Raw genomic sequence first — 20,104 nt, 5'->3', positions numbered from 1 at the left:
TATTTTGCCGCTAAACAGTAATTATGTAAAGTTGGGGCGTATTCTACCCTTGCCAACGCTGATTTACTAGCCTTTGGTGTCGTTGAAAGCGAGTTTTGTAGTTCATTGCCGGACATTCATCGATTTGATAGCCCAAATAAAGCCAATGTTTGTCCTGTTGTTGGCAAAACTCAATCTGATATAACACAGCTAAAGTACCGAGAGATAAGGAAAAATCAGGGTCATAGAAGGTGTAAAAGGCGCTTGAACAATTCTCCATTATGTCGGTAACTGCGACGGCGATTAATTGCCCTGAATCCGTATATAAATGGAGAAAACCCGTCTTCAACCAAGTCGTTTGCGCAAATCTTGCGAACTCATCTTCTTTCGGTGGATACATAGTGCCATCTTTGTGGCGTTTACAAATGTATCGACTGTATAAATCGAACCACGCATCATCGAGCTCAGACTTCATTTCCCATTGAATGGTCTTCGCTTTGTTCAATAAACGCTTTTGGCTTTTAGAACGGATGAAATCGGGCACTGCAATCCTTATCGGCTGACAAGCATTACACTGCTCACAGTGAGGTTTGTAAATCGTGTCGCCACTGCGACGAAACCCATTGGCCATGAGGATTTGGTAGTTCTGGTCACTGTGTAAACTAGGATCTAGCGCCACTGCGACGCGCTCTTGGCGCTCCGGTAGGTAGCTGCATGGGTGATTGTTGGTCAACCCGATACGAATTTGTTGAAGATCCGTGCTCATGATTCAGCGCCTTGCAAAGTTTGTGGTTCGAACGTTTCCAAATTAATTTTCTTATCCCTTAAAGATAGTAGTTTTTGTACGAAATCGTCACGTTCAAGTTCAAAGGCTCCAAGGGAGCGCAGGTGAGGGTTCATCACCTGACAATCGATTAATTGACCTTGGTTTGACGTCAAATGTTCGCATAAATACCACAATGCAACCTTAGAAGCGTTGTCTTTGAGACTGAACATCGACTCACCACAAAAAAGTTGGCCGACGCTGATACCATACAAGCCCCCGACCAATTGATCATCGTGCCATACTTCTATTGAGTGGCAGTGCCCTTGCTTGGCAAGCGCAATATAGGAAGCTTGCATCTCCGGATTGAGCCATGTTTCTTCCGCTGGGCGGGTAGAAGCGCACAATTCAATTACGTGCTCGGTTGCATTGTTTAGCGTTACTTTATACTGTTGTTTACGCTGAAACTTTTTAAGGCTCTTTGATGGAGTGAAGGTTGCTGGGTCAAAAACCGCTCTCGGGGATGGACTCCACCATAAGATTGGCTCTCCAGGCCCATACCAAGGGAAGATTCCTTGATGGTAACCCGTTAGGACCCTTTGAGGATTGAGATCGCCCCCAAATGCTAACAAGCCATTTGGGTCGTTTAGGGCCTCATAGGGAGAAGGGAAGGCAAAAGAGTCATCAAGTTCAGTTAAATAAATAGCCATAAAGAAGAGTTTACCAACATCAAAGCCTATAGGAATGAAATATGAGCAGAGCAATACTTAGCGCAAAACGATGGGCATGGATCATACTGTTTTTACCATTTTTCGCCAATGCAGCTTATGAAAGAAATGTCGCAAAACCAGTGAATCAAGTGGTGTATGGCAAGGTTGATTCTGTGCGATACATTACTCAACAAGAAGTTAAACAGTCGCAAAGCAACGGTTGGGAAACACTACTCGGTGCGACCATTGGTGGCTTAGTTGGTAACCAGTTTGGTGGTGGTACAGGTAAAGAAGTCGCAACCGCAGTTGGTGCGTTGGCAGGTGCGGCCGTGGTCAGAAACCGTAATAACTACGAATATACGGTTGAATATAAATTGGTTGAATTACTGGTCAAGGTGGACGGCAACAAGCTCATTAATGTGATTCAAGACGTGGACAATAGTATGTTGTTTAACCGTGGTGACGATGTGCGAATCCTATATTTTGACGATGGCGTACGGGTCGATATCGCTTATTAAGCTGACGTTAGCATACTAATTTTTGAGCTGACTAATTATTCAGAAATTAGCATGGATTTACTCTGGTTTTGTGTTGGTTTTTTCGTTAGTCTGAATTCACGAAGAATTGTTTAGCTCTCTAATAAAATCGAAAGAGGGCACAAAGGATTATCTACTTTCAATGGAAAGCCTAACGTTACAACCTATCAACAAAATTCAAGGGGAAGTGAACCTTCCTGGATCGAAAAGCGTTTCTAACCGAGCTCTGCTTCTCGCTGTCCTTGCAAAAGGCACGACTCGTTTGACCAACCTTCTAGATAGCGATGACATTCGCCATATGTTGAACGCACTGACCAAGCTTGGTGTGCAGTACCAACTGTCTGAAGACAAAACAGAATGTGTTGTAGAAGGTCTTGGTCGTCCATTTTCAGTTTCTGAACCAGTAGAGCTATTTCTTGGTAACGCGGGGACAGCGATGCGCCCGCTTGCCGCAGCATTGTGCCTCGGTGAAGGTGAATACGTATTGACTGGCGAACCTCGTATGAAAGAGCGTCCAATTGGTCACCTAGTGACGGCTCTTCAAGCGGCCGGTGCAGATGTTACTTACCTAGAAAACGAAAACTATCCGCCATTGAAAATCACCGGTACTGGACTGAAATCTGGTTCTGTGTCGATTGATGGCTCTATTTCTAGCCAGTTTTTAACCGCATTTCTTATGTCTGCGCCATTGGCAGAAGGTGAAATTCGTATCAACATCGAAGGCGAATTGGTTTCTAAGCCGTACATCGATATCACGCTGCACATTATGAAACAGTTCGGTGTAGAAGTGATCAACAACGATTATCAAGAATTTGTCATTCCTGCTGGTCAGCAATACATTGCACCGGGTGACTTTTTGGTGGAAGGTGATGCATCATCCGCTTCTTATTTCTTGGCTGCAGCAGCGATCAAAGGTGGTGAGGTCAAAGTCACTGGCATTGGTAAAAACAGCATTCAAGGCGATATCCAATTTGCTGATGCACTGGAGAAAATGGGGGCGGAAATCGAGTGGGGTGAAGACTACGTCATTTCTCGTGTTGGTCAATTGAAAGGCATCGATATGGACTACAACCATATCCCAGATGCAGCAATGACAATCGCAACGACTGCATTATTCGCTGAAGGTACAACCGCGATTCGTAACGTGTACAACTGGCGCGTAAAAGAAACTGACCGTCTATCTGCAATGGCAACTGAGCTTCGTAAAGTCGGTGCAGAAGTGGAAGAGGGTGAGGATTACATCATCGTTAAGCCTGTACCACAGCTTACGCATGCGGCGATTGACACCTACGATGATCACCGTATGGCGATGTGTTTCTCTCTGGTGGCGCTAAGCGATACACCTGTGACGATTAACGATCCTAAGTGTACGTCCAAGACATTCCCTGACTACTTTGATAAGTTGAAAGCACTGAGTTGTTAATTCACTTATTGAAAGAAAAAAGCCAGAGTGGATACTCTGGCTTTTTTAATTAAATTTCAAAAGCTTATTTACTGAGTGTGAACTCTTTTGAAAGATGATGCGCTAGGTATTTAAACATATTGAATACCGCAGTGGTTTTGGGTGTCGGTAGGCCTTTATCGTCTAGGAAATACTCACCTTTAAACACCAAAACATCGTCTTTTTCTTCTACGCTTGTGGCACGCATTCCTTCGATAAAATCCTCGTGCTCTTGGATGATTTGGTTTGCGATCAACAGGAGGTCAAATTTTTCAATGTGTTTTCTATCAGACATAGCGTTCTCGTCATTCAATGAAACTTAATTGGCCGCAGTATACCTACAATTGCAATGGCTTTGCAGAGGTAAATTTGTGATTACGTGTTTGCTACAAAGCACACATTAATATAGAAGAAAAACCGCAAAGCATTCTCATATGCTAATGATGCTTATTTCGCTGTCATGATCTAAGGTTACGTTCTGATAGCGAAAGAAAAAATATTTTGTGATGAGAGACAAAATTTATTGAATTCGACTAGCGGGCAGAAACTTTGCCTGCTTAGTATATGCCGCTCAAGACCTTTTGCAGAACCCTGCCTTGTTAAAGTATAAAGGCGATGAATTGTCAACCAATCGGATCTGAATTTCAAAAAAGCAGTTGATCTTCTTTTCATCTCGCACAATAGTAAAAAAAGAAGCAATGAAATAGAACATTATGCGGGTAGGCTCTTTTTGGAGTTTTCACCCGCATTATTATGAAGGACGTTAGAGTCAGTTATGGGTAAATCGCTCGTTATAGTGGAGTCACCAGCCAAGGCTAAGACGATAAACAAATACCTTGGTAAAGACTTTATTGTTAAGTCTAGTGTTGGTCACGTGCGTGATCTGCCTACGGCCGGTCAAAGCACTGGTGAGAAAAAAGCCGCGGCAATTTCTACGAAAGGAATGAGCCCGGAAGAAAAAGCGCGTGTCAAAAAAGAAAAAGACCGTAAAGCTCTGATCAAGAAAATGGGGATTAACCCATATCATGACTGGGAAGCGAACTATCAAATCCTTCCGGGTAAAGAAAAAGTCGTTAGCGAACTGCAAAAACTAGCCAAAGATGCTGATCACGTCTATCTCGCAACCGATTTGGACCGCGAAGGGGAAGCTATCGCATGGCACCTTCGTGAGATCATCGGTGGCGATGAAGAGCGATACAAACGTGTAGTTTTTAACGAGATTACAAAGAATGCTATCCAACAAGCTTTCCAGACTCCTGGTGAGTTGAATATGGATGGCGTGAACGCGCAGCAAGCACGTCGATTCATGGACCGCGTAGTCGGTTTTATGGTTTCTCCGTTGCTATGGAAGAAAGTGGCGCGTGGTTTGTCTGCGGGCCGAGTGCAGTCAGTGGCTGTTAAGCTATTGGTTGAACGTGAGCGTGAGATTAACGCATTTATTCCAGAAGAGTTCTGGGATATTCACGCAAACACTCATACCAAAGATAAGACAGCATTTAAGTTGCTCGTGGCGCAAAAAGAAGGCACCGCATTTAAGCCTGTGAATGAGGCTGAAACTAAAGCTGCAATGTCTGTACTTGAAAACGCAAGCTACGAAGTGTGTAAGCGTGAAGACCGCCCGACGAAGAGCAAACCGTCTGCGCCTTACATTACGTCGACATTACAGCAAGCGGCAAGTACACGTCTTGGCTACGGTGTGAAGAAAACCATGATGCTCGCTCAGCGTTTGTATGAAGCGGGTTACATCACTTATATGCGTACCGACTCGACAAACCTGAGTTCAGAGGCCGTGGATGCGGTTCGTGGATTTATCGGTTCAGAATTTGGTGACAAATACCTTCCAGCTAAACCATTAACTTATGGCAGCAAAGAAGGTGCACAAGAAGCGCACGAAGCGATTCGTCCTTCCGATGTTGCGGTGAAAGCAGAAGACCTACAAGGTGTTGATGCAGATGCGCATAAACTGTACTCGTTGATCTGGAACCAATTCGTTGCCTGTCAAATGACACCAGCAGAATACGATTCGACGACCATCAGCGTAAAAGCAGCGGAATACACGCTAAAAGCGAAAGGCCGCATTCTGAAGTTCGATGGTTGGACTCGTGTTCAGCGTCCAATGGGCAAAAATGAAGACACGATTCTTCCTGCGGTCCAATTGGGTGATAAGCTAAACCTTGAGTCTCTTGACCCGAAACAACACTTCACAAAGCCACCTGCGCGCTTTACTGAAGCTGCACTGGTTAAAGAGTTAGAGAAACGTGGCATTGGCCGACCTTCAACCTACGCGTCAATCATTTCTACGATTCAAGATCGTGGATACGTAAAAGTTGAACAACGCCGCTTCTACGCAGAGAAGATGGGTGAGATCGTTACAGACCGCCTAGATGATAGCTTCAACGATCTAATGAACTATGACTTCACTGCACGTATGGAGCAAAAGCTTGACCAAATCGCAGAAGGTGAGGTGAAGTGGAAATCGGTTCTTGATAACTTTTTCACTGACTTTACTGGTGACCTAGAACAAGCAGAGCAAGACGAAACTGAAGGTGGCATGAAGCTGAATCACATAGTGATGACAGATATTGAGTGTCCGACATGTAGCCGTCCAATGGGTATTCGTACCGCTTCAACGGGTGTATTCCTTGGTTGTTCTGGTTATGCATTGCCACCGAAAGAGCGTTGTAAGACAACGATCAACTTGGGTGATGAAGACGGCATCATCAATGTTCTTGAAGAGGACGTTGAAACAGCGGCACTGCGTGCTAAAAAGCGTTGTCCTATCTGTGAAACAGCGATGGATGCGTATCTAATCGACGATAAGCGCAAGATGCATGTTTGTGGTAATAACCCGAACTGTGAAGGCTACATCGTTGAACACGGCGAGTTTAAGGTGAAAGGCTACGATGGCCCAGTTGTCGAGTGTGACAAGTGTGGCTCTGACATGGTGCTTAAGAACGGTCGTTTCGGTAAATACATGGATTGTACGAGTGAAACATGTAAGAACACTCGTAAGATTCTGAAAAATGGCGAAGTTGCGCCACCGAAAGAAGACCCAGTTCATTTCCCTGAACTGCCATGCGAAAACTCGGATGCGTACTTTGTTCTGCGTGATGGTGCTTCTGGCTTATTCATGGCAGCAAGTAACTTCCCTAAATCGCGTGAGACTCGTGCACCGTTAGTGTCCGAACTAGCACGCTTTGAAGAGCGTTTGCCTGAGAAGTTTAAATACCTAACGACTGCCCCAGTTGCTGACCCAGATGGTCGTCCGACAGTGGTTCGATTTAGCCGTAAGAGCAAAGAGAACTATGTGCGAACGGAAGACGACGGCAAACCAAGTGGCTGGACTGCACTTTACATTGACGGTAAATGGGAAATCACCGACAAACGTAAAAAAGCCAAAGCATAATTAATGGTTCAAAATGAAATAAGGCAGCGAACTCGTTGCCTTATTTTTTTCGTAAATTCCTGCTGTTTTATAACTTGTATCAATACGACTCACTTCAACTCCCTGCATTTTTATTTTCATCTTCCGGTCATAGTTTCATCGTATCCTGTCGTAAAACTGTACTTTTGTAGTTAATCAGTTTGTAAATTGTTTTCACTATGTAATCGTTTGCGTTTCGTTATGTGACCAATGTATCGTCTTGAGCAAGCAACATCTGTATGTAACACAGAATGGCGTATTTAAAATTGTAATTTAGTTCCAGTTCGATAACTTATTACACAGATAATGCAACTGTATGCTGTTATTTAGCGCCAAAAATAAAGAATAGCTAAGGCGTCTGCATAGAGGATGTGCAATAGCTTTTTTGTCGATACCGCGAGAGCTCAGAGAAGCCCATCGGTGTAGATGTACTAACGTGTTCGCTTGGCTCCCCGAGTCCTGCTCATCTCAAACGAACACTAATTCCAAGCTATAACTATATATGGAGAACAACGAATGGCTGGTGTTTTGGGAATGATTCTTGCTGGCGGTGAAGGCTCTCGTCTGAGACCTTTAACGGAATCCCGCAGTAAACCTTCGGTCCCTTTCGGCGGAAGTTACCGACTTATTGATTTCGCTTTGAACAATTTCGTGAATGCGGATTTGATGCGCATTTATGTCCTCACTCAATTTAAGTCTCAATCTTTGTTCCATCATATGAAAAAGGGTTGGAACATCAATGGCATCACAGATCGCTTTATCGACCCAATCCCTGCACAAATGCGCACGGGTAAGCGTTGGTATGAAGGCACAGCTGATGCGATCTACCAAAACCTGCGCTTTATGCAATTGGCGGAGCCAGATCAAGTTTGTATTTTCGGTTCTGACCATATCTATAAAATGGACATCAAACAGATGTTGGCATTCCACCAAGAAAAAGAAGCGTCTTTAACGGTTTCAGCGCTGCGAATGCCATTATCTGAAGCGTCTCAATTTGGTGTTATTGAAGTGGATGCCGATGGCCGTATGGTGGGCTTTGAAGAAAAACCAGTAAATCCTAAATCAATCCCTGGCGATCCTGAACACGCGCTAGTTTCCATGGGTAACTACGTTTTTGAAGCACAAAACCTGTTCTCTGAGCTGATTGAAGATGCAGACAACGAAGCATCGACACACGATTTTGGTAAAGATATCATTCCGAAAATGTTCCCACGTGGTGACGTGTTTGTTTATGACTTCAGCACAAACCGCATTACTGGTGAAAAGGAAGAAGTTTACTGGCGTGATGTCGGTACGATTGACGCATACTGGCAAGCTCACATGGATTTGCTAGAAAAAGATGCACCATTTTCACTCTACAACCGCAAATGGCCGTTACACACTTACTACCCACCATTGCCACCTGCGACATTTACTGACTCAGTCAATGGTCGAGTTCAGATCATCGATAGCTTGGTGTGTAACGGCAGCTATGTACGTGGTTCACGCATTGAAAAATCGGTACTTGGGTTCCGTAGCAACATTGCGTCTGCTTGTGATATCAGCCAAAGTATTTTACTTGGTGACGTGAAAGTCGGTGAAGGTTGCGTGCTTCGTCGTGTCATTGTAGACAAGGATGCTGACATTGCACCTGGAACGCAAATCGGCGTGAATCTGCAAGAAGATAAAAAGCACTACCATGTGTCAGACGATGGCATTGTTGTGATTCCAAAAGGAGCAAGAGTTGGCTACTAACAATTTGTCTGTACTGTTTGTAGCGTCTGAAGTTGAAGGACTGATAAAGAGTGGTGGCTTGGCTGATGTAGCCAAGGCACTGCCAGAAGCCCTTCAAAACCTTCAGCAAGATGTACGAATTACTATTCCAGCTTACACGGCTATCGAGCGACTAGCGGAAGCCGAGTTGGTATTAGATACCGAGTTAGCGCACTGGCCGTATACGGCATACAAAGTGTTGAAGCTAAACCTTGGTGATAATCCGGTCTATTTGATTGATTGCCCTCCGTATTTCAATCGTCCGTCAATGTACGCTGAAAATAACCAAGCTTATACGGATAACGGTGAGCGCTTCGCGTTTTTTAGCGCAGCGTGTCTAGATATGTTGCCAAAACTTGGTTTTCAACCAGATATTGTGCATGCGAACGATTGGCATACTGGCTTAGTCCCATTTTTGCTTAAACATCGTTATGGCAATGATGCATTTTTTGCTAAGACTCGCAGTGTTATTTCTATTCACAATGCAGTCTTTAAAGGCGTGTTTAGTTACGATGACGTTCAGTGTTTGCCTGAATTTCACAGCCGCAATGTTCCTGATGCGGCGGTAAGCGCTACGCACATCACGATGCTCAAAGCAGGGGTGATGAACGCGGACAAAATCAATGCGGTAAGCCCCACCTACGCTGAAGAGCTCAAAACAGAACTTGGCAGTCATGGTATGGCGTGGGAATTCCAACAGCGCGCAGGTGATCTTGTTGGGATTTTAAACGGTTGCGATTACGGAACATGGAACCCTGAAACCGATTCTAATCTGCCGTTAAATTACAAAGCGAACCGTCAAAGTATGGTCCGTGGCAAAAATGCATGTAAGAAAGCGCTACAGGAAAGGCTGGGGCTTGAAGAATCAGACAACGCCATGTTCGGTATGGTGTGTCGTCTAACGCAACAGAAAGGTGTGCATTACCTGCTGCCTGCATTAGCTGATTTCCTTAAGCATGATGTTCAGCTCGTCGTTGTTGGCACTGGCGATCCTGTTCTTGCTGCGCAGTTAAGAGACGTAGCCGCGCAATTTGCGTGTAAGTTTGTTTTTGTAGAGGCTTACGATAACGAGCTAGCACATTTGGTTGAGGCGGGATCGGATTTCTTCTTAATGCCTTCAGAGTTTGAACCGTGCGGCTTGAACCAGATCTACAGCATGGCTTATGGCACCTTGCCAATTGTTCGTGGGGTAGGTGGCTTAAAAGATAGCGTCAATGATTACGATGTGGATCCGAACGATGCGACTGGGTTTGTTTTCTACGAACCAACACCGCAAGGATTACTGCTCATTATGCTAAGAGCGCTATTACTTTACGCACAAAATGTGGCAGAAGTGAGACGCGTACAACTTCATGCGATGCAAAAAGATTTTTGCTGGCGTAAAGCAGCAGAAGAGTATTTGCAGTTGTATTATGCTGCGTTAAATTGACGCAAAATCTTTAAAAATTGTAACCAAAGGCACCGAATTAGGTGCCTTTATTACTTTGCTCTTATGGAGTGTGGTAGGATTTACCCACACTTTTTCATACAGAATGCTTTTCAAACTGATAAATGACTCAGCCACTTCTATTCCATAAAACCTATTTACACCCTACCAGCAATGAGTGGGTCGTTTTCGTACATGGTGCTGGTGGCAGTTCTTCAATATGGTTTAAACAATTAAAGGCCTATAAAGAGCACTTTAATTTGGTCTTAATCGATCTCCGTGGACACGGTAAGTCAAACCAGTTAATTAAAGAACTGATGACAAGCCGTTATACTTTTACTGAGGTAACGCAGGATATTTTAAAAGTATTGGATCATTTGAAGATCCAATCTGCCCATTTTGTCGGTATGTCACTTGGTACTATCATTGTGCGTAATCTGGCTGAAATGGCAACAGAGCGCGTGAGCTCAATGGTGCTTGGTGGGGCAGTAACACGTTTAAATACGCGGTCTCAGATCTTGGTTAAACTCGGTAACCTTGGAAAGCATATTCTCCCTTATATGTGGTTGTATAAACTCTTTGCTTACATCGTGATGCCACAAAAAAATCAACGTGAATCTCGTCACTTGTTTATTCGTGAAGCAAAGAAGTTATGTCAAAAAGAGTTTAAGCGTTGGTTCACGCTGGCGGCGGATGTAAATCCGTTGATGAAGTATTTTAAAGATAAAGAGTTGCCTATTCCGACGCTGTACCTAATGGGGGATAGAGACTACATGTTCATTAAACCAGTAAAAGAAATGGTTGCGGTGCACAAGCTCAGCTCATTACGTGAAATTCCAAATTGTGGCCACGTATGCAACGTAGAGCGCCCAGAAGATTTTAATCAACACTCTATTGAGTTTATTAAGCAGCAAAGCCTAGCGGCTTAATAGATTTGAGAACCGATCTAAAAAGATAGGGGAGCCATCATAGCTCCCCTATTTGATATCCACATTGCCAACAAGCACCAAACTGTCCCTCATTCTGCTCTGAACATTGCGGACATTGCCAGTCTTGGTAAGTAAGCTCTGTTTGTTGTCGATAGTCTTCAACAATCGCAGACGCTTTTAACTGCTGTTCCGGATGTAAAAGCCAAACATACGGGTCTGTATCATCGCTGAAGGGCAACTCTCCCTTCAACCCAAACATACCTTCGCCTCTTACTTCACAGTGTATCTGCTCGGTTTTGAGGAGCTCACAAACGATATGAGCTTCCGCAGGGTTTTTAGCGATGAAGATTTTCATTAAGCGTTTCCATTTTGAACTTGAGCAGGGCGGACCTTATTCATAACCCATTTAGCGATAATAGGGAACAAACCAAGCAGAGCAAATGACGCTAATACGGTTGGTGACACTATTCCCGAAAGACTGTCGATAGTGGCTAGTTGAGTGCCCGCATTTAAGTAAACGGCAGTACCAGGCAGCATGCCGATTTGGCTTGTTAAATAGAAGCGGCTGATAGACATCGGTGTTAACCCCATTAAGAGGTTGATCAAGAAAAACGGGAACACTGGGATTAACCGTAGTGAAAATAGGTAAAACGCACCGTCTTTTTCGACACCTTGGTTAATAGCATTAAGTTTATTACCAAATTTACTTTGTACCCATTCGCGTAATAGATAGCGGCTGCTCAAAAATGCAATAGTTGCGCCGATGGTGCTGGCGAAAGACACCAATAATAAACTGGTCCAAAAACCAAATAGGGCAGCGCCGAGCAGGGTAACAACGGCGGCTCCCGGAATAGAGAAGGCGGTGATTGCGATGTAAGCTAAGAAGTAAGTCGCCGCAGCAAACACAAAGTTTTGGTCAATGAACGTATTTAGTGCTGCTTGTTGTGCTTTGGCATTTTCTAAGGTGAGATATTGGCCAAAATTTACCCCTAAAAAGAGAATGGTGGCGAGCAGGATCAGTCCTAAAATTAGTTTCTTATTCATCGTAATTACTCCATTTGGCTTCTTAAATAATAAGACAGAATAAGAGAAGAAAAAATTTCAAAAAAAAACCGCAGTATGAAAACTGCGGTTTTTACTCAATGTCATGCTGATAGTGCGTGTTAAGACAGTGCGCTCATCAGTTCTTCGCGGCGAGACTGAGGGACGACGCTCCAATGGGTGCCGTTGATTGCACCTTCTAACGCCCACAACAACTCAAGGCTTACCGTAGAGGCATGCGTATCTTGGATTGCTTTGTAAGCGCTCAGGGCACCTTCTTCTTCTAATTGCTCCACAGAGTCAATGCCCGCTTTCTTCAACATACGTTCAGTTGCTAGGCGCAGATTCGGAAGGTCTTTCAATCGATTAGGCTTGGTGCTTGCTTGTTGTTTTTTTTCTTGCTTGGCAGTCTCGAGAGATTGCTTTGCAACATCAATCAAGCGATCCGTTGAATCCCATAGGTCATCAGAAATAGCATAGTATTTCGTAACCACAGGAAAACCACGTTTCTTGTAGACGTACGGTTTTAGTCCTTGAGTCTCGAAGTCAGATGAAGTTTGTTGGTCAGCTCGAATATGAAGTCGGTTATTTACAACTAGTGCAAACATCGTTTCATCGGCGAAAAGCCCGAAGCCACCAAACATTGAGCGCGACTTGATAGTACCAAGTGCCTCAAACAGCTTCATTGAGTCTTTGAGTATCGGTTTATCCATGATGTGTTATCTCGGTGTAATTAATATTACGCCACCAAAAATCAGGTCCGAGAGATTAGCAAATGCATGCAGACACAATGTCATTAAAGGGTAAACTCACTTAATGCATATTTGCCATCGGTAACCCCGCTACCTTCCATCTAATAAGATGGTTCAGGCCGGAGGCTTTGCGTCCCACCCTTTCGAATGGTTTGCCCTGTGCGTGACACTTTGAGAATACTTCGTATATTGAATTAACATCACGTTTCAAATATAAAAGTGTGATATTGGTTCAGTTAATAGTGTTTATTTGGTGTGCTTGGTTTCATATTTGGGAACGATCCCTTGTCATACAAAAGGTTGATGTAGGAAATAGGCTACGTCCAATTAAAACAGCAACTTATCTAAGCTTACGTAGATATTGACACACTGAAATGTTTGAGGAATGTTATTTTTAGGCAATAAAAAAGCGCCCACAAGAGCGCTTTATAAAATTATAGGCAGGTTTAGTTTAGTTTCTTAACTGTGTTGCGCACTACAATTTCTGGCTGCATTTCGAAAATTCGCTTCTCGTGTTCTTTGTCTTTGATGCGTTCTAGCAAAATTTCAAAGGCATTTTTACCAACACGACGCTTTGGTTGGTGAATGGTCGTTAGCGGTGGCGAGAAGTATTCCGCTAGCTCGATGTTGTCATAACCGATTACCGAGATATCGTCCGGTACTTTGATGCCATTTTGTTGCAAGCGACTCATCAAACCAAGCGCCATGGTATCGTTAAAACAGAATACCGCAGTAGGACGTTTTTCCATTGCAGTGATGTTGTCAGCAGCAAGCACGGCAGTATCACACTCAAAGTTACCTTCAAGTACCCAATCTTCATTTACTACTAAGTTTGCTTCTGCCATTGCGCGGCGGTAACCTGCAATTCGTTCTTGGCATGCGGCTTTTTCGAAGTGACCGCTCAAACAAGCAATATCAGTGTGACCATTGTCGATCAGATATTTTGTTGCGATGTAGCCACCTTCTTCAGAGTTATCAATGATCTTGTCCGCTTGAGAACTCTCTGGGCCCCAGTCCATCACTACTTTCGGGATATCAGAATGACGGTCAAGCATCTCTTTCAGCTCTTCCGTTAAGTCAGAACACATCACCAAAATACCATCTACGCGCTTTTCCGCTAGCATGCGAATGTAGTCACGTTGCTTTTCGTAGATACCGCCAGTATTACATAGGATCAGTGTATAACCTTGACGGTAACAGTAGCTTTCAACGCCGTCGATAACTTCTGAGAAGAAAAGGTTAGTCGATTGCGTTACCAACATACCGATAGTGCGAGTTGAGTTACACTTCAAGCTACGTGCAACTGCACTTGGCGCGTAATTTAGTTCATCAACCGCTTTCATTACTTTTTCTTGGGTTGCTTCAGCAACAAAACGCGTTTTGTTGATTACGTGCGAAACTGTTGTGGTAGAAACGCCGGCTAAGCGAGCAACGTCTTTTATAGTGGCCATAAATGATGTCCTGTATCGAGCTACTGAATACCGTAGTGAATACAACCTTACGCTTAGTATGTTGCGCGAATTGAACCATATCTGAAGTTTAAGGTTCAATTAATTAGGCAGCGGTTGTTCCGAAATCGGTATAAAAAGGTTTGTAGCAACATTTGTTGCTGAATCTCATGTTCCTTACTTATATAAGTGAGGAATTAGTCAGCAATCTTGTTAATAAAACACAAAAACCGCCATATTTCAGCGGTTTACATATAAGTCGTATTTAATCGTTTGCGCTCACATTTTAGACTGATGTGGGCACACTAGCAATATTTTCAGCAGGTGTTTTGCGCTATTGAGGTCACATTTTAACTGCTAAATGGAAAGGGCTTCTATGTGCTAGATTAAAAAATTAACGAATAAAATAGGGAGCCCGCTTGCGAGCTCCCTGAAATTGGCGGCAATTATTCACCAAGAAGGTAGGTGCTGTCCAGTTTACAAAATGCAATTAATAGTTGCGCAACGCTTACATAGAAACCAAATTCGTCGAATTGCTTACATTTCGCAGCAAACTGTGGCAACCAAGACATAAGATGCTTTTGGATTAAGTCGTTCTGTTTCTCGAACGCTTCTTCCATGTGTTTGTCTTGTTCTAATTCGTTAGAACGGATGATCATGTTACCTAAGAAGTCCAGTTCAACCGCTAAGTGATCAGCTGGCTCTTTAAGGTTCTCATCAACCTGAACACCAAAATCGGCCATCAGTTTTTCCATCTCTTCTGCTGGCTTGTCATTTAAAAGACCAGATTCACCGATGTACATAGATGCGTAAGGTAATGCGCCATGCTTTTCTGTTTTCAGGAAAAGCTCACAGAAATCTGCAGCAAGTTCTAATTGCGCATCTTCTCGGTCTTGTAGGCGGTTGAGTGCGTCAACAAGGGTATCAACGGCTGGCTTCAGTGATTCATTTTCACCTAAACCTGCTAAAAAGCTTCGAATTTCCACACTCTGGTAAGCTTCTAGTTCTTTCTCTGTGAGTTCTTTTGCGAACAGACTAGAAAACCACCAATAGATCTCTGCGCGTTTTTCGTTAAAAGCTTTCACTTCTTGCATTTTTTTGCTCCTGAATGATTCTCCCCTAAGTGTAAACAATTAAGATGAATAGCAGTAACTATAATTGTTATCCATTATGGGAAAATGTGCTTGTTTATGAATGGCTGTAAATAAGCTTGCTTTGAATCAATAAAATCGCAAAATCTTGCTTTTTAATGTATCTATGACTAGAAATGTTACTAGTTATGAATAGAATACGTCTTGGAAAATAAAAAAGACAGAAAGTGGTGTAAATGAGCTATCACGTATTAGTCGTAGAAGATGATGTTGTAACTCGTAGTAAGCTTGCGGGCTACTTCCAAAATGAAGGCTACAAAGTCAGTGAAGCAGAAAGCGGTGCAGAAATGCGCGAAGTGCTTCAAGGTGGTGATGTGGACCTTATCATGCTGGATATTAACCTGCCCGGTGAAGACGGTCTTATGCTTACGCGTGAATTACGCAGCCAATCAGATATCGGCATCATATTAGTGACAGGACGCACGGATAGCATTGACAAAATCGTTGGCCTAGAAATGGGTGCGGACGATTATGTGACAAAGCCTTTTGAATTAAGGGAATTATTGGTTCGCGTTAAGAACCTGTTGTGGCGCATTTCTGCGGCTCGCAATGGTTCACAAAAAATCGCGAACGACACTAATGAAGAACACATTGTACGTTTCGGTGAGTGGACGTTTGATATTCAACGTCGTGCTCTCAGCCGCAATGGTGAGCCAGTGAAACTAACCAAAGCTGAATATGAGCTTTTGGTCGCACTCTCATCGTACCCAAATCAGGTACTAAGCCGCGAACGTATTTTGAATATGATCAGCCACCGAGTGGATGCGCCAAACGATCGTACTATTGATGTATTGATTCGACGCATGCGCGCTAAGATGGAGTTTGATCCGAAGAACCCACAAATCTTTGTGACAGTTCACGGTGAAGGCTACATGTTCGCGGGTGACTAATTCATAGCGATAAAGAAAAAGGAGAGCATAGGCTCTCCTTTTTTGTGTCTGCAATTCTGCAATTTAGCGATGATGGACTTCATCTGCGATTGGTAAGCCTTCTATGGCTGCGCCACTTCAGGATCTTCAACTTCAACCATCGGTGTTTGACCTACGTTATCACGCAGTTTTTGCCATAACCCGCCAAGGTATTCATGCCAATACAGTTCAGTTTGCTCTAAGTAGCGAGCTTTTGGCGCGTACTTTTGCCAAGGTTGTTCGATATCATCAATCGCCATGAAGTTCGTTGGGGCTGGGATTGGCTTAATGCCCGCTGCGTTGAATTCATAAAGAGCACGCTTCATGTGACTGGCTGAAGTCACTAAAACAATGTCTTTTTGCTTAACAAACGCGGCAGCTTGGCGTGCTTCTTCCCAAGTATCTTTGGCATCCTCTAATAAAATAATATCGGATTTTGCGACACCTAGGGAAAGCGCTACGTTCGCCATCATACGAGCATGGCTGATTTCAGAGCCACCTGCGTAACCGGAAAGGATTAACTTCGCACCTGGGTACATACGCAAAATACGAATACCCTCAGTTAAACGCATTAAAGCGGTGCGGCTCAGTTGAGACGTTGGTGGTATTTCATCATCTACCACGTGTCCATTACCAAGAACCATAACGTAGTCCACAGTGCCAGGAACCGGCAAAAACGCTTTGTACTCGCGTTCTAGAGGCATAAGAAGCTTGGTTGAAACGGGTTGGAAGGCAACAAGGAAGATGCCAACAAAAGAGAAAAGAACAACAAAGCAGCCAGTTTTACGTTTAGTGGTAAAACTGATGAGAGCAAGACCTAACAAGCCTATCAGTAGCAATGCTGGTAATGGCATCAGCAAGGCTGACATTACTTTTTTCAGCTCAAACATACATAAATAGTCCGAAAAAACATCAATTGATAATAAAAATGAGGATAACCCTCTTTATTCCTGCTTTCCTTGTGCCAGAATAGCGGCACAATCCGTTATGATAACTCAGCAGAAGTGACAGAAGACCGCAATTTCGACGATATCGCCCACAAATTTGCAAAAAATATTTACGGCTCCGATAAAGGGGAGATCCGCCAAATCATTGTGTGGGAAGATTTTCTACAGATTCTAAGTGAATTAGACGCCGACCATCAAGCCCTCCAAGTACTTGATGCCGGAGGTGGCTTAGCACAATTGTCGCAAAAGCTTGCTAAGCTCGGACATCACGTCGCTTTATGTGATCTATCTTCGGAAATGCTGCAACTAGCGAAACAGGATATTGAAAAAAACGGTTTGCTTGAGCAGTATCGCCTGATTCATTCACCTGTCCAATCCATTGGCGAGCATATGGACGCGCAGGTGGATCTTGTCATGTTCCATGCTGTGATGGAGTGGCTCGTTGATCCAAAAAAGGCACTCGAAACGGTATTGGAGCAGGTCAAACCGGGGGGCATTGCATCGGTTATGTTCTATAACCACCACGGCTTAGTCTATAAAAATGTGGTTTGTGGCAACATTCCTCATATTTTAGACGGCATGCCTCATCGGAAAAGATTTAAACTACAGCCACAAAAAGGCCTAAAACCCGAAGAGGTCTATCAATGGATAGAAGATTCTGGTTTTAGTATTTGTGGTAAATCTGGTATTCGTTCCTTTAGTGATTACATAGGCAATATGCAATACATGGGCGATTACGAGTTTGAAGATGTGTTGGCGTTAGAAAAACAACTTTGTCGACAAGAGCCATACCTCTCATTAGGCCGCTATATCCACGTGTGGGCTAAGAAGAACGATAAACAGGAATAACGATGAGTGAGATGACTCTCAATGCTGCAGAGCAACCAATCGATGAGTTGGTTGGCTGGGTTAAGCAGCACGATTTCTCGTTGAACCTGACCACTGAGCGACTGGCGTTTTTGATTGCCATCGCCGTACTAAGTAATGAAAGGTTCGATGAAGAATTGGGTGAAGGTGAATTGCACGACGCATTTGCCATCGTCACTCGACTATTTGATGAGACGGGTGAAGCTTCGGCTTTCCGCGCGAATAATGCCATCAACGAGATGGTTAAGCAGCGTCTTATGAGCCGTTTTGTCAGTGAGATTACTGACGGAGCGAGCATTTACCGCTTGTCGCCATTAGCGATAGGAATCACCGACTACTACGTGCGTCATCGCGAGTTCTCGAAACTGCGTCTTTCTATTCAGCTATCGATGGTAGCGGATGAAATGGCAAAAGCGATTGAAGCAGCACAAAAAGGTGGCACTCCGGGCCACTGGAAGAAAAACGTTTACGGGATTTTGAAATATTCTGTAGGCGAAATCTTCGATCAAATCGACCTTAACCAACGTGTGATGGATGAGCAGCAACAGTCTGTGAAACAACAGATTGCAGACCTGCTTAACAAAGACTGGCGTGAAGCGATCAACAACTGTGAAGCGCTACTGTCAGAAACCTCCAGCACGTTGCGTGAACTTCAAGATACGCTGCAAGCTGCCAGTGATGAACTGCAAACTCAGATCCTAGATATCCAAGAGATCGTCTACGGTGATCCTGAACTTGAATTCATCGATGAAGCGTTGTTTGGTCTGCAAATGAAGCTAGACCGAATTACCAGCTGGGGCCAGCAAGCGATCGACCTTTGGATTGGTTACGACCGACACGTGCACAAGTTCATCCGTACCGCTATCGATATGGATAAGAACCGTGCATTTAGCTCGCGTTTGCGTCAATCCATGAAAGATTACTTCGATATGCCTTGGTATCTGACTTATGCAGATGCAGAAAGGCTTTCTGACCTTCGTGACGAAGCTTTGGTACTGCGTGATGACGAAGTCACTGGCCAAGTTCCGATGGAAGTGGAATACGAAGAGTTTCAACAAGTCAATGATGAGTTGGCAGAGCGAATTGGTGACATGCTGAAAGCGCATAAAGATCAAGGCACACCAATCGATTTGAGCGTGGTTCTGCGAGATTACCTTGCACAACACCCATATACTCATCACTTTGATTTAGCTCGCATTGTCGTTGATCAGGCGGTTCGTCTGGGTTATTCAGAATCCGACTATCAAGCCATTCAGCCAGACTGGAAAGCAATCAACGAATTTGGGGCAAAGGTACAAGCGAATGTCATCGACCGATACTAATGAATACATGTCAGATAATCTGGCAAAAGCAATTTCTAACCCTCTGTTCCCAGCGCTAGATAGCATGCTTCGAGCAGGGCGCCATGTTTCAAGTGAAGATCTAGACAACCACGCGTTGTTGTCGGATTTCGAACTTGAGTTTTCTTCTTTTTACCAGCGTTACAACACCGAATTGGTGAAAGCGCCAGAAGGTTTCTTCTACCTTCGCCCACGTTCTACTTCTTTGATTGGTCGTAGTGTCCTTTCTGAGCTGGATATGCTGGTGGGTAAGGTACTGTGTTTCCTTTACCTAAGCCCGGAGCGTCTTGCGCACGAAGGCATCTTCACTAACCAAGAGTTATACGACGAGCTGCTTGCACTAGCAGATGAAAACAAGCTGATGAAGCTAGTGACGAACCGTGCAACCGGTTCTGACCTTGATAAAGAAAAGCTGTTTGAAAAAGTACGAACGTCACTTCGTCGTCTGCGCCGCCTAGGCATGATCATCAACATCGGTGAAACGGGTAAATTCAGCATCAGTGAAGCGGTATTCCGTTTTGGTGCTGATGTACGTGTTGGCGATGATGTGCGTGAAGCACAGTTGCGTCTGATCCGTGATGGTGAAGCGGTAGTGCACACCAAAGAACCAAGTCAAGGCAGCCTATTGTCTGAAGAAGAACAAGACGACCAAGCCCAAGAAGAAATTAAAGAAGAGGGTGAAGCATGAGC

General features: G+C 44.0%; 19 protein-coding genes and 1 riboswitch. Of the genes, 10 read left to right on the top strand and 9 right to left on the bottom strand.

Features of this window, described 5'->3' with window-relative positions; all coding sequences use genetic code 11:
- Window positions 1-43: 43 nt before the first annotated feature.
- Window positions 44-745 (bottom strand): arginyltransferase, encoded by a 702-nt coding sequence (locus C1S74_RS05465; RefSeq protein WP_045400630.1) that lies wholly within the window; start codon window positions 743-745, stop codon window positions 44-46.
- Window positions 742-1,452 carry a leucyl/phenylalanyl-tRNA--protein transferase gene (gene aat, locus C1S74_RS05460; RefSeq protein ID WP_045400632.1) on the bottom strand — a complete coding sequence of 237 codons (711 nt, stop codon included), beginning with the start codon at window positions 1,450-1,452 and terminating at the stop codon, window positions 742-744. The genes C1S74_RS05465 and aat overlap by 4 nt, the downstream gene beginning before the upstream one ends.
- A 41-nt stretch (window positions 1,453-1,493) precedes the next feature.
- Here aat and C1S74_RS05455 point away from each other — a divergent pair, with 41 nt between their 5' ends.
- Both C1S74_RS05455 and aroA read left to right on the top strand, forming a co-directional pair.
- The gene (locus C1S74_RS05455) at window positions 1,494-1,970 is read left to right on the top strand and encodes an outer membrane lipoprotein (RefSeq protein ID WP_045400634.1); all 477 of its coding nucleotides are present in this window, start codon (window positions 1,494-1,496) and stop codon (window positions 1,968-1,970) included.
- Between the two features lie 160 nt (window positions 1,971-2,130).
- A complete protein-coding gene (aroA, locus tag C1S74_RS05450; protein WP_045400638.1) occupies window positions 2,131-3,411 on the top strand; it encodes a 3-phosphoshikimate 1-carboxyvinyltransferase in 1,281 nt (426 codons plus the stop codon).
- Between the two features lie 64 nt (window positions 3,412-3,475).
- Here the strand turns inward: aroA and C1S74_RS05445 are convergent, their stop codons facing one another.
- Window positions 3,476-3,724 carry a YciN family protein gene (locus C1S74_RS05445; protein ID WP_038866754.1) on the bottom strand — a complete coding sequence of 83 codons (249 nt, stop codon included), beginning with the start codon at window positions 3,722-3,724 and terminating at the stop codon, window positions 3,476-3,478.
- A 480-nt stretch (window positions 3,725-4,204) separates the two neighbouring features.
- On the opposite strand from C1S74_RS05445, the gene topA reads away from it, so the two are divergent.
- The 4 genes from topA to C1S74_RS05425 all read left to right on the top strand — a co-directional run bounded on the left by topA (window position 4,205) and on the right by C1S74_RS05425 (window position 10,960).
- Entirely contained in the window at window positions 4,205-6,835 is a 2,631-nt protein-coding gene (gene topA / locus C1S74_RS05440; protein WP_038866755.1) for a type I DNA topoisomerase, read from the top strand.
- A gap of 534 nt (window positions 6,836-7,369) precedes the next feature.
- Window positions 7,370-8,587 (top strand): glucose-1-phosphate adenylyltransferase, encoded by a 1,218-nt coding sequence (gene glgC / locus C1S74_RS05435; RefSeq protein WP_045400641.1) that lies wholly within the window; start codon window positions 7,370-7,372, stop codon window positions 8,585-8,587.
- Window positions 8,577-10,034 carry a glycogen synthase GlgA gene (glgA, locus tag C1S74_RS05430; RefSeq protein ID WP_045400644.1) on the top strand — a complete coding sequence of 486 codons (1,458 nt, stop codon included), beginning with the start codon at window positions 8,577-8,579 and terminating at the stop codon, window positions 10,032-10,034. The genes glgC and glgA overlap by 11 nt, the downstream gene beginning before the upstream one ends.
- Window positions 10,035-10,156: 122 nt before the next feature.
- On the top strand, window positions 10,157-10,960 hold the full coding sequence (locus tag C1S74_RS05425; RefSeq protein WP_038866759.1) for an alpha/beta fold hydrolase: 804 nt from the start codon (window positions 10,157-10,159) through the stop codon (window positions 10,958-10,960).
- 37 nt (window positions 10,961-10,997) lie between these two features.
- Here C1S74_RS05425 and C1S74_RS05420 read toward each other — a convergent pair whose 3' ends face one another.
- From C1S74_RS05420 to torD, 5 genes are all read right to left on the bottom strand, one after another.
- Complete coding sequence (locus tag C1S74_RS05420; protein ID WP_045400647.1) at window positions 10,998-11,315, bottom strand: putative signal transducing protein; 318 nt, start codon at window positions 11,313-11,315, stop codon at window positions 10,998-11,000.
- On the bottom strand, window positions 11,315-12,004 hold the full coding sequence (locus C1S74_RS05415) for a TVP38/TMEM64 family protein (protein WP_038866761.1): 690 nt from the start codon (window positions 12,002-12,004) through the stop codon (window positions 11,315-11,317). The genes C1S74_RS05420 and C1S74_RS05415 overlap by 1 nt, the downstream gene beginning before the upstream one ends.
- Before the next feature lie 119 nt (window positions 12,005-12,123).
- Window positions 12,124-12,714 (bottom strand): TfoX/Sxy family DNA transformation protein, encoded by a 591-nt coding sequence (locus C1S74_RS05410; RefSeq protein WP_045400649.1) that lies wholly within the window; start codon window positions 12,712-12,714, stop codon window positions 12,124-12,126.
- Window positions 12,715-12,830: 116 nt separating this feature from the next.
- Window positions 12,831-12,920, bottom strand: a riboswitch (cyclic di-GMP riboswitch).
- A 279-nt stretch (window positions 12,921-13,199) separates the two neighbouring features.
- Window positions 13,200-14,204, bottom strand: a complete 1,005-nt coding sequence (gene purR, locus C1S74_RS05405) for an HTH-type transcriptional repressor PurR (protein WP_045400652.1) — start codon at window positions 14,202-14,204, stop codon at window positions 13,200-13,202.
- 443 nt (window positions 14,205-14,647) lie between these two features.
- Window positions 14,648-15,295 carry a molecular chaperone TorD gene (gene torD, locus C1S74_RS05400; protein ID WP_045400655.1) on the bottom strand — a complete coding sequence of 216 codons (648 nt, stop codon included), beginning with the start codon at window positions 15,293-15,295 and terminating at the stop codon, window positions 14,648-14,650.
- 233 nt (window positions 15,296-15,528) lie between these two features.
- On the opposite strand from torD, the gene torR reads away from it, so the two are divergent.
- Entirely contained in the window at window positions 15,529-16,242 is a 714-nt protein-coding gene (torR, locus tag C1S74_RS05395) for a two-component system response regulator TorR (RefSeq protein ID WP_038866769.1), read from the top strand.
- A 101-nt stretch (window positions 16,243-16,343) separates the two neighbouring features.
- Here the strand turns inward: torR and elyC are convergent, their stop codons facing one another.
- Window positions 16,344-17,150, bottom strand: coding sequence for an envelope biogenesis factor ElyC (gene elyC / locus C1S74_RS05390; protein WP_045400657.1), 807 nt, complete (start codon window positions 17,148-17,150; stop codon window positions 16,344-16,346).
- A 114-nt stretch (window positions 17,151-17,264) separates the two neighbouring features.
- On the opposite strand from elyC, the gene cmoM reads away from it, so the two are divergent.
- From cmoM to mukE, 3 genes are read left to right on the top strand one after another with little or no spacing between them, the layout of a single operon-like run.
- The gene (cmoM, locus tag C1S74_RS05385; protein WP_045400797.1) at window positions 17,265-18,056 is read left to right on the top strand and encodes a tRNA uridine 5-oxyacetic acid(34) methyltransferase CmoM; all 792 of its coding nucleotides are present in this window, start codon (window positions 17,265-17,267) and stop codon (window positions 18,054-18,056) included.
- A 2-nt stretch (window positions 18,057-18,058) separates the two neighbouring features.
- Complete coding sequence (gene mukF, locus C1S74_RS05380) at window positions 18,059-19,396, top strand: chromosome partition protein MukF (protein WP_038866773.1); 1,338 nt, start codon at window positions 18,059-18,061, stop codon at window positions 19,394-19,396.
- A complete protein-coding gene (gene mukE, locus C1S74_RS05375) occupies window positions 19,377-20,102 on the top strand; it encodes a chromosome partition protein MukE (protein WP_045400659.1) in 726 nt (241 codons plus the stop codon). The genes mukF and mukE overlap by 20 nt, the downstream gene beginning before the upstream one ends.
- Window positions 20,103-20,104: the final 2 nt, after the last annotated feature.

The sequence above is a fragment of the Vibrio hyugaensis genome, from assembly GCF_002906655.1.
Taxonomy (GTDB): Bacteria; Pseudomonadota; Gammaproteobacteria; order Enterobacterales; family Vibrionaceae; genus Vibrio; species Vibrio hyugaensis.
This window is presented reverse-complemented; position numbering and strand designations above follow the sequence as displayed.